This is a genomic window from Herbiconiux sp. UC225_62 (genome assembly GCF_042694625.1).
In the GTDB taxonomy this organism is placed as follows: Bacteria; Actinomycetota; Actinomycetes; order Actinomycetales; family Microbacteriaceae; genus Herbiconiux.
This window is the reverse complement of sequence record NZ_CP170551.1, coordinates 1,832,467-1,844,477: the sequence shown is the minus strand read 5'-3', so window position 1 is coordinate 1,844,477 and position 12,011 is coordinate 1,832,467. Positions and strand designations below refer to the sequence as shown.

16 protein-coding genes are annotated in these 12,011 nt (G+C 69.3%); 8 read left to right on the top strand and 8 right to left on the bottom strand.

Going from position 1 to position 12,011, the window contains the following annotated elements:
* The first annotated feature begins 9 nt into the window (after window positions 1-9).
* The 4 genes from rlmC to ACFJGU_RS08815 all read left to right on the top strand — a co-directional run bounded on the left by rlmC (window position 10) and on the right by ACFJGU_RS08815 (window position 2,873).
* Entirely contained in the window at window positions 10-1,140 is a 1,131-nt protein-coding gene (gene rlmC / locus ACFJGU_RS08830; protein ID WP_382309542.1) for a 23S rRNA (uracil(747)-C(5))-methyltransferase RlmC, read from the top strand.
* A 40-nt stretch (window positions 1,141-1,180) separates the two neighbouring features.
* Window positions 1,181-2,053, top strand: a complete 873-nt coding sequence (locus tag ACFJGU_RS08825; RefSeq protein WP_382309540.1) for a neutral zinc metallopeptidase — start codon at window positions 1,181-1,183, stop codon at window positions 2,051-2,053.
* 48 nt (window positions 2,054-2,101) lie between these two features.
* The gene (locus tag ACFJGU_RS08820; protein ID WP_382309538.1) at window positions 2,102-2,467 is read left to right on the top strand and encodes a tryptophan synthase subunit alpha; all 366 of its coding nucleotides are present in this window, start codon (window positions 2,102-2,104) and stop codon (window positions 2,465-2,467) included.
* A 109-nt stretch (window positions 2,468-2,576) separates the two neighbouring features.
* A complete protein-coding gene (locus ACFJGU_RS08815) occupies window positions 2,577-2,873 on the top strand; it encodes a Fe-S cluster assembly protein HesB (protein ID WP_382309537.1) in 297 nt (98 codons plus the stop codon).
* A 39-nt stretch (window positions 2,874-2,912) separates the two neighbouring features.
* On the opposite strand, the gene ACFJGU_RS08810 is transcribed toward ACFJGU_RS08815, so the two are convergent.
* On the bottom strand, window positions 2,913-3,134 hold the full coding sequence (locus tag ACFJGU_RS08810) for a hypothetical protein (protein WP_382309535.1): 222 nt from the start codon (window positions 3,132-3,134) through the stop codon (window positions 2,913-2,915).
* Window positions 3,135-3,283: 149 nt separating this feature from the next.
* On the bottom strand, window positions 3,284-3,448 hold the full coding sequence (locus ACFJGU_RS08805) for a hypothetical protein (RefSeq protein ID WP_382309533.1): 165 nt from the start codon (window positions 3,446-3,448) through the stop codon (window positions 3,284-3,286).
* A 103-nt stretch (window positions 3,449-3,551) separates the two neighbouring features.
* Here ACFJGU_RS08805 and ACFJGU_RS08800 point away from each other — a divergent pair, with 103 nt between their 5' ends.
* From ACFJGU_RS08800 to aqpZ, 4 genes are all read left to right on the top strand, one after another.
* Window positions 3,552-3,785 carry a hypothetical protein gene (locus ACFJGU_RS08800; RefSeq protein ID WP_382309531.1) on the top strand — a complete coding sequence of 78 codons (234 nt, stop codon included), beginning with the start codon at window positions 3,552-3,554 and terminating at the stop codon, window positions 3,783-3,785.
* A gap of 21 nt (window positions 3,786-3,806) precedes the next feature.
* Window positions 3,807-4,310, top strand: coding sequence for a tetratricopeptide repeat protein (locus tag ACFJGU_RS08795; RefSeq protein ID WP_382309529.1), 504 nt, complete (start codon window positions 3,807-3,809; stop codon window positions 4,308-4,310).
* 106 nt (window positions 4,311-4,416) lie between these two features.
* On the top strand, window positions 4,417-4,743 hold the full coding sequence (locus ACFJGU_RS08790; RefSeq protein ID WP_382309528.1) for a hypothetical protein: 327 nt from the start codon (window positions 4,417-4,419) through the stop codon (window positions 4,741-4,743).
* Between the two features lie 147 nt (window positions 4,744-4,890).
* Window positions 4,891-5,664 (top strand): aquaporin Z, encoded by a 774-nt coding sequence (aqpZ, locus tag ACFJGU_RS08785; RefSeq protein WP_382309526.1) that lies wholly within the window; start codon window positions 4,891-4,893, stop codon window positions 5,662-5,664.
* A 2-nt stretch (window positions 5,665-5,666) separates the two neighbouring features.
* On the opposite strand, the gene ACFJGU_RS08780 is transcribed toward aqpZ, so the two are convergent.
* The 6 genes from ACFJGU_RS08780 to ACFJGU_RS08755 all read right to left on the bottom strand — a co-directional run bounded on the left by ACFJGU_RS08780 (window position 5,667) and on the right by ACFJGU_RS08755 (window position 11,979).
* Window positions 5,667-6,080 carry a hypothetical protein gene (locus tag ACFJGU_RS08780; RefSeq protein ID WP_382309525.1) on the bottom strand — a complete coding sequence of 138 codons (414 nt, stop codon included), beginning with the start codon at window positions 6,078-6,080 and terminating at the stop codon, window positions 5,667-5,669.
* Window positions 6,081-6,254: 174 nt separating this feature from the next.
* Entirely contained in the window at window positions 6,255-7,328 is a 1,074-nt protein-coding gene (gene hpaD / locus ACFJGU_RS08775; protein WP_382309523.1) for a 3,4-dihydroxyphenylacetate 2,3-dioxygenase, read from the bottom strand.
* A gap of 22 nt (window positions 7,329-7,350) precedes the next feature.
* Complete coding sequence (hpaE, locus tag ACFJGU_RS08770; RefSeq protein WP_382309521.1) at window positions 7,351-8,865, bottom strand: 5-carboxymethyl-2-hydroxymuconate semialdehyde dehydrogenase; 1,515 nt, start codon at window positions 8,863-8,865, stop codon at window positions 7,351-7,353.
* Window positions 8,862-9,815: a 4-hydroxy-tetrahydrodipicolinate synthase gene (gene dapA / locus ACFJGU_RS08765; RefSeq protein WP_382309519.1), complete on the bottom strand. Its 954-nt coding sequence runs from the start codon at window positions 9,813-9,815 to the stop codon at window positions 8,862-8,864. The genes hpaE and dapA overlap by 4 nt, the downstream gene beginning before the upstream one ends.
* The gene (locus ACFJGU_RS08760) at window positions 9,812-10,531 is read right to left on the bottom strand and encodes a GntR family transcriptional regulator (RefSeq protein WP_382309517.1); all 720 of its coding nucleotides are present in this window, start codon (window positions 10,529-10,531) and stop codon (window positions 9,812-9,814) included. Before ACFJGU_RS08760 ends, dapA begins: the two co-directional genes overlap by 4 nt.
* Window positions 10,528-11,979 (bottom strand): fumarylacetoacetate hydrolase family protein, encoded by a 1,452-nt coding sequence (locus ACFJGU_RS08755; RefSeq protein ID WP_382309516.1) that lies wholly within the window; start codon window positions 11,977-11,979, stop codon window positions 10,528-10,530. The genes ACFJGU_RS08760 and ACFJGU_RS08755 overlap by 4 nt, the downstream gene beginning before the upstream one ends.
* Window positions 11,980-12,011 lie beyond the last annotated feature (32 nt).

Below are 12,011 nucleotides of genomic sequence, written 5' to 3'. Positions count from 1 at the left end.
ATACTCCCCATGCAGTGCTCCTACTTCGACGCCGGGCTGTGCCGCTCGTGCACGCAGATGGGGCAGCCCTACGCCGAGCAGCTCGCCGTCAAAGACACGCGCTGCCGGGAATTGCTGGACCGGTTCGGTCCGATCGACTGGCTGCCGCCCGTCGCGAGCGCCGAGAGCGGCTACCGCAACAAGGCCAAGATGGTCGTCGGCGGAACCGTCGAGCGACCCACCCTGGGCATCCTCGACGGCCGCGGGCAGGGCGTGGACCTGGAGGGATGCGGCATCCTGATGCCGGGGATCCAGGATGCCCTCCCCACGCTCGCCGCGTTCGTCACGCGCGCCGGCCTCACCCCCTACGACGTGCCGAACCGCACCGGCGAGGCGAAGTACGTACTCGTCACCGAGGCGCCCGGGGGAGAACTCCTGGTGCGCTTCGTGATGCGCAGCGAGCCGATGGTGGAGCGCATCCGTCAGCATCTGCCGTGGCTTCAGGAGCGCCTGCCGCGGGTCGCGGTCGTGTCGGTGAACCTGTTGCCCGAGCACAAGGCCGTGGTGGAGGGCGATCGCGAGATCGTGCTGACCGAGCGCGCCGCCCTCACCATTCGACTCGGCGAGGTGGCGCTGCACCTGCGGCCGCAGAGCTTCTTCCAGACCAACACGGCCGTGGCCGAGCAGCTCTACGCGCAGGCGCGGGAGTGGGTCGCCCAGGCCGCGCCGGCTTCGGTCTGGGACCTCTACTGCGGCGTCGGCGGGTTCGCGTTGCACGTGGCGGCGCCGGGACGACGGGTGCTCGGCATCGAGACGAGTGCCGATGCGGTGGCGAGCGCACGACTGAGCGCGCTCGAAGCGGGGCTCACCGACGTGCACTTCCAGGTGGGCGACGCGACGGCCGACCTGAGCGAGCCCGATGCCCACCGCTCCCCCGACCTCGTGATCGTCAACCCGCCCCGCCGCGGCATCGGGCCCGACCTCGCCGCCCGGCTCGACGCATCCGGAACCCGCACCGTCATCTACTCCAGCTGCAACCCCGTGACCCTCGCGAAGGACCTCGCGGCCATGCCCTCGTTCGTGGCTCGGCGAGCGCGCGTGCTCGACATGTTCCCGCAGACCGCGCACCTCGAGGTGATCACCCTGCTCGAGCGGCTCTGAGCCCTTTCCGACTCGGAGGCGACGCAGTAGCGTTCACGCCATGACCTTCAACGACGATTCGAAGCTCGACTCGGGAAAGGTCTCCAAACGCGGCCGCAACGTGGCGATCGGCGGCGGGGGCGGCGCGATCGTGGTGGTGGGACTGTTCATCCTCTCGCAGGTGCTCGGCGTCGATCTCACCGGTCTCGCGGGTGGCGCAGGCTCCGGCACGCAGACCGAGGAAGCCCTCGACTGCCAGACCGGCGCCGACGCCAACGCCAGCACCGACTGCCTCATGGTGGGCGCGGCCAATTCCCTCGACGCCTACTGGAGCGACACCGCTCCGTCGCTCGGCATCGAGTACCGCACCCCCGAATTCGTGCTCTTCGAGCAGGCCACCGGCACCGGATGCGGCCAGGCCTCGAGTGCGACCGGTCCCTTCTACTGCCCGCCCGACACCACGCTCTACGTCGACACGTCGTTCTTCGACGAACTGCGCACCCGCTTCGGCGCGTCGGGCGGAACCCTCTCGCAGATGTACGTGGTGGCGCACGAGTGGGGCCACCACATCCAGCAGCTGGCCGGCACCCTGAGCAGCACCGACCATTCGCTCACCGGTCCGGCCTCCGATTCCGTGCGCACGGAGCTCCAGGCCGACTGCTTCGCCGGAGCGTGGACCGGAGCCGCCTCCACCATCGAGGACGCCGACGGCGTGACCTTCCTCGAACCGGTGACCAGCGAGCAGATCGCGGACGCGTTGAACGCGGCCTCCGTCATCGGCGACGACCGCATCCAGCAGCAAAGCGGCGGCCAGGTCGACCCGGAGAGCTGGACCCACGGATCGAGCGCCTCTCGCCAGCACTGGTTCGAGACCGGCCTCACCGGCGGCCCCGGCGCCTGCGACACCTTCGGTGTGCCGGCCTCCGAACTCTGAGCCGCGCTCGATTGGCGGGCGGGCCCGCCCGTGCTTAGGCTCGATGAGGTGAGCACGAACGAGCATCAACCCCGGGGACGGGCGAGCCTCGAGGTGCTGCGCGCCGAAGCGGCCGACGAGCTCGACACGATCGTGCACGAGCGGTTGCTGGCGGGCGAGGACCCGTGGGACTTCATGGAGGAGCTGCCCTCCGTCGACGAACTCGTGGTGTACCTCCTGCGCGCCGACAACATCAACGAGAACGGCGGCCAGCGACCCGGATCGGCACGCGACTACCGCGTGCTGCGGCAGATCGCCCTCGATCATCCGGGTCTGACCCGCGCGGTCTGGCGGCTGATCGGCACCCAGGGCGCGCATCCGGAGGGCTCGGCCGCGTCATCCGTCCGCCGCCCGCGGGGCACCGGAGCCGCTTGAGCCACACCGGCGAGTTCGGTGTGAATCGCCGCAGAGCTGCCTGATCCGGGGTTGAGACCGCTTCCGGTTCTCGGCAGGGTGGGGAACTCCCAACCGGAAGGAGAGCCCCATGCTCACCCTCACCGAGAACGCCGGCACCGTGGTGAAGAACCTCGCCGACCGCACGCTCGCCGCCTCCGGCGACGTCGACACCGTGACCGAAGGTGGACTGCGCATCTCGACCGCTGAGAGCAACAACTTCGAGGTGGCGGTCGCGCCCCGCCCCCAACCGGCCGACAAGGTCGTCGAGAGTTCGGGCGCCCGGGTCTACCTCGAACCGGACGCCGCGGACGCGCTGAGCGACAAGGTGCTCGACGCCCGGATCGACGAGAACGGATCGGTGCACTTCAGCCTCGGCGTGCAGTGACGCGCACCGCCTGCCCCTCCGGGGGCGGGCGGACCGCCGTCACCGACGGAAGGCGCCGACGAGACGTTGCCAGGGAGAGGTCTTCTGCTGCACGGGGAGAAGACCCGAGAGTTCCTGCACTTGAACGTGCTCGGTGAGAAGGACGGTTCCGGCCTCGGGCCGGGCGGATGCCGCACCCCCGCCGTTCAGCGATGGCTTGCCGCGCTCGACCCAGCTCAGATAGGCGGCATAGGGATCGGCCGAATCCTGTTCGGCGACCACGGCAGGCTGGGACGAAACGCTACGTCGGTAGTGTCTTCCCATCCCAATCCTCCTCCGAGAATCGTCCCGCGTTTGGAGGCTTTGCGCACCGCCAACATCGATTCGTTACCTGTTCGTTTCATGTGGACACCATGAAACGTCGCGCACCATCACGCGGAGAGGGGCAGCAGCTCCTCGCGCTCGATGTAGTCGACACTCACGACGACGCCGTCTCCACGGCACTCGATGCACAGCTCGACCAGATCGTCGACGAGGGTCTGCATCGGGTCGGCTCCCGAACCCTCACAGCGTTCGCAGATCTCCATGTTGTTCATGTGGCCCATTGTGCGCCGCACCTCCGACATTGGAAGCGCCCACGCCGCGAGCGTCCGTTTCCGGGCGACCCATCCGACCTGGCGCCCGCTCCGAAGACCTCTCGTGAGCGAGCCCGACATCTACTTCGTACAGATCGACGAGGCGCGTTGGCACGTGCTGAGCCGGCGACATCCGGCACTCGGCCCCATCGGCTGGGTGCGCCATCGCCAGGTCTTCGAGGGCGGACCGATCGGCAGCTCTCGGGCGAAGCGTCTGTGGCTCTCGCTCGAGGCCAGCCGTGACTGGTTCGCCGCGCAGATGCGCCCCGTGGCAGGGGAGGGCGTGGCCGGCACGTGATGAGGGTGGGAGACTGGAGGGATGGAATCCATCACCCCCGAATGGGAGGCGCGCGTCGAGGAGCTCTGGGAGCGTCTCGACGAGTTCGACGAGAACGCCTTCGTGGCGGCCGTCGACGCGCTGGTGACGGAGCTCCCCGAGAACAGCGCGACCGGTGCGTTCGAACGGGCCGGTGCCCGCGATTCCGCCGGACGCACCGCCGAGGCCATCCCTCTGTATCGGTTCGCCCTGGCGGCAGACCAGGATGCCGAGGGGCTCGACCCCTCGCGTCGGCGGCAGGCGACCATCCAGCTCGCCAGCTCCTTGCGTGCTCTCGGCCAGACCGAGGAGAGCGTCGAGTTGCTTGCCGCGGAGAGCCGGCGGCCCTCCGACGAACTGGACGACGCGGTGGCAGGATTCCTCGCCCTCGCTCTGGCGGACTCCGGTCGCGAGCGCGAGGCGGTCTCGGTGGCGCTGACCGCGCTGGCCGCTCACCTCACGCGGTATCGCCGCTCGCTCACGGCCTACGCCGCAGGACTCTCCTGACGCCCCGACCGGCTGACGGGTGGTATCCACTGCTGCTCCCGCCGATGGGGAGCGCTCCCCATCGCGACCGGCCTTACGCCCAGCTACGCTCGATGAGCGCTAAATCATGACGAACGAGGAACCGATGCGACAGCCGAGCGACACCCCCACCGACGAGCCGACGTTCGACGACCTCCTCTGGGAGCTCGACGTGACCACCGCGCGACCGGAGTTGCGGGAGACTCCGGCCCCGGCGCATCCGGTCGCCGACGAGGCCCGGGTGGCCCCGAAGACTCCGAAGGCTCCGAAGGCCCACAAGCGCGGCCGTTTCCACCGCCCCGAACTCGAGACGGGCTGGGAGCGGATCTCCCGCAACCGTGCGGTGCAGGTACTGGGAGGCGTCGTCCTCCTGGGTGGCACGGCAGCACTGGTCGTGGCGGCGCTCAGCCGCTGAGGTCGCCGCATCCGTCGACGACACACGTCGACTCATGACATCCACAGGAAACACCCAGCCGATAGTGTCGGGAGCAGTCGGCCGTTCGGGCCGCGTCACGGCGGCACCGGGCCGCCTTCTTTCACCGTCGAAGAATCGGATGGAACAATGTCATATCCTGCTGCCCCCGAGCCCACGGAACCCTCCCTCGCCGCGAAGCTGATCGCCGAGGTGGCGGGGACCTTCCTGCTCGTTTTCGCCCTGGTCGGAGCCGCGACCTTCTCGGCCGTCTTCGGCGGGGACTCCAACCCCCTCGGCATCGGTTTCCTCGGCGTCGCACTCACCCTCGGCCTCACCGTGATGATCGGCGCCTACGCCTTCGGCCCGATCTCGGGCGGCCACTTCAATCCGGCCGTCACCCTCGGTCTCGCCGCCGGCGGCCGTTTCGCCTGGAAGGACACCGTCGGCTACATCGTCGCCCAGCTCGTGGGCGGCATCCTCGGCGCCACCGCCGTCTTCGCGCTCGCGTCCGGCGGCCCCGAAGGATTCCTCGACAAGGCCGTCGCCGGCGGTTTCGTCTCGAACGGATTCGGCCAGCACTCCCCCGGCGGCTTCGGCATCGGTTCGGCGATCGCGGCCGAGATCATCATCACGTTCCTGTTCCTCCTGGTGATCCTGAGCGTGACGCACGTGCGCGCGGTGCACGGCTTCGCGCCCATCGCCATCGGCCTCACGCTCACGATCATGCTGCTGGTGACCATCCCGATCGACAACGCCTCGCTCAACCCGGCCCGCTCCATCGCCACCGCGATCTACGGCGGCGGCGACTGGCTGGCTCAGCTCTGGGTGTTCATCGTGTTCCCGATCGTGGGCGCATTGATCGCCGGCTTCGTCTACAAGTTCCTGTTCGACAGCGTGAAGAAGCTGCCCGCGCAGAACTGACGTCAGAACCGGTCAGCCAGCCGCTCCCGCAGCTCCGTCATGAGCGCGCGGGAGAAATAGGGGCAGGAAAGGCGCACGGATTCGCCGAAGCTCTCGACGGTGATCGTGCGGTCCTCCGGTGACACCGTGAAGCGCACCTGCCCGCGGTGCCAGAGGAACGTCTGGTGCCAGCCCATCGTGGCGTAGACCCAGACGTCGCTGATCTCGAGCCGCGTGATGGTCTCCCGCTCGTCGCGGAAGAGACCTGCGAGCGCGGAGGGCAGCAGCCGCAGCCTGCTCGCGGCGAAGACCCGCGTCGACGTCGTGCCCGATCGCGGGTCTGTCGCCGTCCCGCCCGGGGCCGTCTCCCGCCACGGCTCGGCATCCGGCTCGCAGGGAGTGTTCTCGGGGTCGTGATCTTGTCGGGTGTTCACCATCGCCGCCCATCGCCGTCGTCGTCAGGTCGCTCGCTTCGAAGTTCGCGGAGAGGCGCAGCTCGTCGGGTGGGGGGGATGGGTTACACGCCGTGCCGCGCCTCTCACTCGAAGAGACGCGGACGTGGTCGTTTCATGACGCGACTCCGAGAAGAATCTGCGGCGGCGCACCGAACCTCAGAGCGGGGAACCGTGCGTGAAGCCCTGCGCGGTGTCACCTGCCCGCGTGTAGGAGAACCCGTCGGCGCCGACCGTGACGGCCAGCTCGGACGGCGCTTCCCGGGCGACGACGGGCTGCGGATCGCCGTCGAGGTCCAGCACGAGGGAGGCCTCGGTGTACCAGCTGGCGACGACCGGGTTGCCCCACCAGTCGCGGCGCTGGTTGTCGTGCACGTCCCAGGTGACCACCGGGTTGTCCGGGTCGCCGGTGTAGTAGTCCTGCGTGTAGATCTCGACGCGGTGGCCGTCGGGGTCGCGGAGGTAGAGGTAGAACGCGTTCGAGACGCCGTGTCGGCCCGGGCCGCGCTCGATGCAGTCGGAGCGGCGCCGGGCGCCGAGCTTGTCGCAGATGGCGATGATGTTGTGCTTCTCGTGCGTGGCGAAGGCGATGTGGTGCATCCGTGGTCCGTCGCCGCCGGTGAGCGCGGTGTCATGCACGGTGCCCTTGCGGCGCAACCAGGCCGCGTAGGTGACGCCGTCGGCGTCCCGGATGTCCTCGGTGACGCGAAAGCCGAGGTCTTCGAGGTATTTCCGGCCTCGCGGCACGTCGGGAGTGACCTGGTTGAAATGGTCGAGCCGCACCAGGGCGCCGGGGCCGTACAGGTCGTAGCGCCAGGCCAGGCGTTCGACGTGCTCCACCTTGTGGAAGAACTCGTACGGGAAGCCGAGCGGATCGGTGACCCGCACCGAGTCGCCGACCCCCTTCACGAAGCCGTCGCCACGGCGCTCGGTGCGGCAGCCGAGTTCGCGGTAATAGGCCTCGGCGAGGTCGACGTCTTCCGGCGCGCGCACCCGGAACGCGAACGCCGCGGCAGCCGCGACCGGGCCTTGGCGCAGCACCAGGTTGTGGTGGATGAACTCCTCGAAGGTGCGCAGGTAGATGACGTTCTCGTCTTCTTCGGTCACCACGAGACCGAGGACGTCGACGTAGAACTCGCGCGAGCGCGCCAGGTCGGTCACCACGATCTCCATCGACGCGCAGCGCAGGATGTCGGGCGGGGTCGCCGTGGGAGTGGGGATGTCGTTCGTCATCGAACTGTCCTTCCGCGTCGCGTCAGTGGGCGCCGAATCGGGCGGTGTGCACGGGGCCGAGCGAGATGTGCACGGCCTGCTGGTCGGAGTAGAAGTCGAGGGAGCGGTAACCGCCCTCGTGGCCGAGTCCCGACGCCTTGACGCCGCCGAACGGGGTGCGCAGATCGCGCACGTTGTGCGAGTTCAGCCACACCATCCCCGAATCGACCGCCTGGGCGAAGATGTGCGCCCGCTCGAGGTTCGAGGTCCAGATGTAAGCGGCGAGCCCGTACTTCACGCCGTTGGCGAGAGCCAGCGCCTCGTCTTCGGTGTCGAAGGGCGTGATCGCCACCACGGGGCCGAAAATCTCCTCCTGGAAGATGCGGGCATCCTGAGCCACGTCGGCGAACACCGTCGGCTGCACGTAGTTGCCGGTCGGCAGGTGCGCCGGGCGGCCACCGCCGGCGAGCAGGCGGCCCTCGCTCTTGCCGATCTCCACGTAGCTCATCACCTTGGCGAAGTGCTCGGGGTGCACGAGCGCGCCGACCTCGGTCTTCGGGTCGTGCGGGTCGCCCACCACGATGTCCTCCGCGCGGGCCGCGAAGCGCTCCACGAACTCGTCGTAGACCGGGCGCTCGACCAGGATGCGCGATCCGGCCGTGCAGCGTTCGCCGTTCAGCGAGAACACGCCGAACAGGGTCGAGTCGATCGCGGCATCCAGGTCGGCGTCGGCGAACACCACGGCGGGCGACTTGCCGCCGAGCTCCATCGACATGCCCTTCAGCGTCGGCGCGCAGTTCGCGAAGATCACCCGCCCGGTCGACGACTCGCCGGTGAAGGAGATGAGCTGGACATCCGGATGCTTCACCAGCGCGTCGCCTGCCTCCTCACCCAGCCCGTTCACCAGGTTGAACACACCGTCCGGCACACCGGCCTCGCGGAAGATATCGGCCCAGAGGCTCGCCGAGAGCGGTGTGAACTCGGCCGGCTTCAGCACCACGGTGCATCCCGAGGCCAGGGCGGGTGCGAGTTTCCAGCTCTCGAGCATGAACGGGGTGTTCCAGGGGGTGATGAGCCCGGCGACACCTTTCGGCTTGCGGTTGACGTAGCTGAGCTGACGGCCCGGCACCTTGTAGGCGTCATCCGTCTGCGCCACGATCAGGTCGGCGAAGAAGCGGAAGTTCTCGGCCGCCCGCTGCGCCTGGCCCAGCGCCTGAGTGATCGGCAGGCCCGAGTCGAACGACTCCAGCTCGGCGAGACGGGCATCCCGCGACTCCACGATGTCGGCGACGCGATTCAGGATGCGGGACCGGGCACGCGGCAACATGCGCGGCCACGGCCCCTCGTCGAACGCGCGGCGCGCGGCGGCGACGGCGAGGTCGATGTCGGCCTTCTGGCCTGCCGCGGCCGTCACGTAGGTCTCGTTCGACACCGGGTCGAGCACGTCGAAGGTTTCGCCACCGACGCTGTCGACGAAGGCGCCGCCGACGTAGTGCTGGATGCGTTCCGGCAGGCCCTCGGGGACGTGCCGTGCGGGGGACTCGGCCTGCGTGGTCATGATCCCTCCCCTCCGATACTGAAGTCGCCCACGGGCGTGAGGTAGTCCGCGCCCTGCTCGAGGTACGCCTGGATCTTCGTCAGCCCGGCCTCGGTCGGGGTGATGAGGGGCGGCCGCACGAATCCCGAGCGGATGAGGCCGCGGTGCTCGAGCACCCACTTGCCGGGAGCAGGGTTGGTCTCCACGAACAGCAGATCGACGAGCGGATGGAGTCCGTAGTGGATCGCGCGCGCCCCCTCGATGTCGCCCGCCTGCCACAACTCGTACATCTGGGCGTGCGCGGCGGGAGCGATGTTGGAGGTGGCGGAGAGAAAGCCTGCGCCACCCAGCGCCAGCAGGGGGAGGCAGAGCAACTCGATGCCCGACCACACCACGAGGTCGCGGCCGCAGAGTCGGATGACGCGGGAGAAGTGCTCGAAGTCCTTGGTCGTCTCCTTCACGCCCACGAAGTTGTCGACGTCACGGTAGAGGCGCGCGATGGTCTCGGGCGCGATGTCGACCGCGGTGCGCACGGGGACGTTGTAGGCGAGGATCGGCAGGTCGGGGAACTCGGCCGCGATCGTCTTGTACCAGACGTAGAGCGCCTCCTGCGTGGGGCGGGCGTAGTAGGGCGTGATGATGAGGGAGGCGTCGATGCCGGCATCCCGTGCCGCCGCCGTCAGCTCGATCGTCTCGTCGAGCCTCGCGCTGCCCGTGCCGGCGACCACCGGCACGCGGCCGGCGCCGGCCGCGATCACGGTCTCGATCGCCGCGAGGCGCTCCTCGTTGCTCTGCGCCGCCGGCTCCCCGGTCGAGCCGCCGATCGACAGCCCATGGGTGCCATTGGCGAGCTGCCAGTTCACGAGGTTCGCCAGGCTCTCGTGGTCGACGGAGCCGTCGGCGGTGAAGGGGGTCATCAAGGGGGCGATCGATCCGCGGATCGCCCCGGGATTCGTGCGGAAGGCGGTCATCGGCGGACGCTTTCGGTGTGGTGGGCGGCCTGATAGGAGAGCAGGGCGTCGAGCGTGCGGGTGCGGTGCGCGCGTGCCGCCAGTTCGATCTCCAGCGGGGCGGCACCCGACTCGATCAGCCGCAGCAGCTCCTCATGCTCGGCGACCGATTCGCGGGCGCGGCCGGGCACGAAACTGAACGTCGAGTCACGGAGCACCGCGAGTCGCTTCCAGCCGCGATGAACGAGGTCGAGCACGTGGGGGTTGGGGCAGTGCTCGAACAGCACCGAGTGGAAGGCCCGGTTCAGCTCGGTGAAGCGGCGCGGATCGAAATGCTCCAGGCAGTCGATCATCTCGGCGTTGATGGCGCGGGCCCGACCGAGGTCGCCGGGGGTCACGAAGGGGGAGGAGAGTGCCGTGGCCGCGCCTTCCACGAGGCTCAGGGTCTCCATCGTGTAGTAGTACTCGCGCTCGTCGACCATCGCCACCTGCGCGCCGACGTTGCGTTCGAAGGTCACGAGCCCCTCGGCTTCGAGTCGGCGGATGGCTTCGCGCACCGGCACCACGCTGACGTCGAGCTGCTTCGCGATCTGGCCGAGCACCAGGCGGAACCCGGGCGTGTAGCTCCCGTCTTCGATGCGTGCCTTGACGAAGGAGTAGGCGCGCTCGGACTTGCTGCTCGGAGCATCCGCCGCGCCCGACATCCGCTTTCCCTCCCGCTCGTCGATGCCGGTCATCGCGCCTGCTCCTCGTAGCGCTTCCGCCACGCCGCGTCCATCGGGTACAGGCCCTCGACGCTCTCGCCGGCCGCTACCCGGTCGGCGATGTACCGCTCCTCGCGCTCCTGCACGATCGCGGCGTCGACGACCTCCTCGACGTAGCGCGGCGGGATCACGATCACCCCGTCGTCGTCGCCCACGATGACGTCGCCGGGCTGCACTGCGGTGCCGCCGCAGGCGATGGTGAGATCGGTGTCCCACGGCACGTGCCGGCGACCCAGAACGGCCGGATGCCCGCCCCGCGAATAGGCGGGGATGGCGAGCGCCGTCACCGCGGCCAGGTCGCGGATGCCGCCGTCGGTCACGATTCCGGCCGCGCCGAGCACCTGAGCCCGCAGCGCGAGGATGTCGCCGACCGTGCCCGTGCCTGCCTCGCCCCGGGCCTCGATCACGAGCACGTCTCCGGGTCCGAGCGTGTCGAAGGCGCGCTTCTGGGCGTTGTACCCGCCGCCGTGCGACTCGAAGAGGTCTTCGCGGTTCGGGATGAGCCGGAGCGTGCGCGCGCGTCCGATCATCCGTTCCCCCGGATGCGTCGGATGCACGCCGTCGATCGTGACGGTGTCCAGACCGCGCTTGCGCAACTGGGCGCTCAGCGTGGCCGTGCCCACCGAGGACAACTTGTCGCGCAGCTCCGGCGTCAGCACGAACCGCTCCGGTACGGGCGGCAGGCCCGCCGCCTCCCGGCTGCCCCAGGCTTCGGCGCGCTGCAGGTCGTCGAGCTGCGGGCCGGCACCGAAGGCTCCCGGGACCACGGACCCCTGCACCACGCGGGTGATGAGTCGGCCGCTCGAGGGAGTGCCCGGCGCATCCGGGGCGTCGACCTCGACCTCCACTGTCTGCCCGGGCGCCACCACACTCGACCCCGCGGGCGTACCGGTGAGGATCACGTCACCCGGTTCCAACGTGAGGAGCTGCGAGAGGTCGGCGATCAGCTGATCGAAGGGGAAGACGAGTCCGGCGGTGGTGTCCTGCTGCACCAGCACCCCGTCGACCCAGGTGCGGATGCGCAGGGCGGCCGGGTCGATCGTGCGGGCGTCGATGAGGTCGGGGCCGAGCGGGGTGAACCCGTCTCCGCCCTTCGAGCGGAGGTTCGAGCCCTTGTCGGCCGCGCGCAGGTCGTAGACCCCGAAGTCGTCGGCGGCGGTGACCGATCCCACGTGCGACCAGGCCTCCGCGGGATCGACGTTCTTGGCGGTCGTACCGATGACGAGGGCCACCTCGCCCTCGAAGGCGAGCAGCTCGGTGCCGGCCGGCCGCTCGATGACGTCTCCGCTCGCAGCGACCGACGAGCTGGGCTTGAGGAAGTAGGAGGGGTGGGTCGGCTTGCGACCACGCTGCGCGATGCGGCTCGGATAGTTGAGGTGCACCGCGATGATCTTGCCCGGACGACGGTCGTTGTCGGTCATGCCAGGATCGTATATCTTCTGGTACACGACCG

Coding starts and splice junctions, on each gene's coding strand:
- rlmC (WP_382309542.1), top strand. CDS start 10: ATGCAGTGCTCCTACTTCGACGCCGGGCTGTGCCGCTCGTGCACGCAG.
- ACFJGU_RS08825 (WP_382309540.1), top strand. CDS start 1,181: ATGACCTTCAACGACGATTCGAAGCTCGACTCGGGAAAGGTCTCCAAA.
- ACFJGU_RS08815 (WP_382309537.1), top strand. CDS start 2,577: ATGCTCACCCTCACCGAGAACGCCGGCACCGTGGTGAAGAACCTCGCC.
- ACFJGU_RS08805 (WP_382309533.1), bottom strand. CDS start 3,448: ATGAACAACATGGAGATCTGCGAACGCTGTGAGGGTTCGGGAGCCGAC.
- ACFJGU_RS08795 (WP_382309529.1), top strand. CDS start 3,807: ATGGAATCCATCACCCCCGAATGGGAGGCGCGCGTCGAGGAGCTCTGG.
- ACFJGU_RS08790 (WP_382309528.1), top strand. CDS start 4,417: ATGACGAACGAGGAACCGATGCGACAGCCGAGCGACACCCCCACCGAC.
- aqpZ (WP_382309526.1), top strand. CDS start 4,891: ATGTCATATCCTGCTGCCCCCGAGCCCACGGAACCCTCCCTCGCCGCG.
- ACFJGU_RS08780 (WP_382309525.1), bottom strand. CDS start 6,080: ATGGTGAACACCCGACAAGATCACGACCCCGAGAACACTCCCTGCGAG.
- hpaD (WP_382309523.1), bottom strand. CDS start 7,328: ATGACGAACGACATCCCCACTCCCACGGCGACCCCGCCCGACATCCTG.
- hpaE (WP_382309521.1), bottom strand. CDS start 8,865: ATGACCACGCAGGCCGAGTCCCCCGCACGGCACGTCCCCGAGGGCCTG.
- dapA (WP_382309519.1), bottom strand. CDS start 9,815: ATGACCGCCTTCCGCACGAATCCCGGGGCGATCCGCGGATCGATCGCC.
- ACFJGU_RS08760 (WP_382309517.1), bottom strand. CDS start 10,531: ATGACCGGCATCGACGAGCGGGAGGGAAAGCGGATGTCGGGCGCGGCG.
- ACFJGU_RS08755 (WP_382309516.1), bottom strand. CDS start 11,979: ATGACCGACAACGACCGTCGTCCGGGCAAGATCATCGCGGTGCACCTC.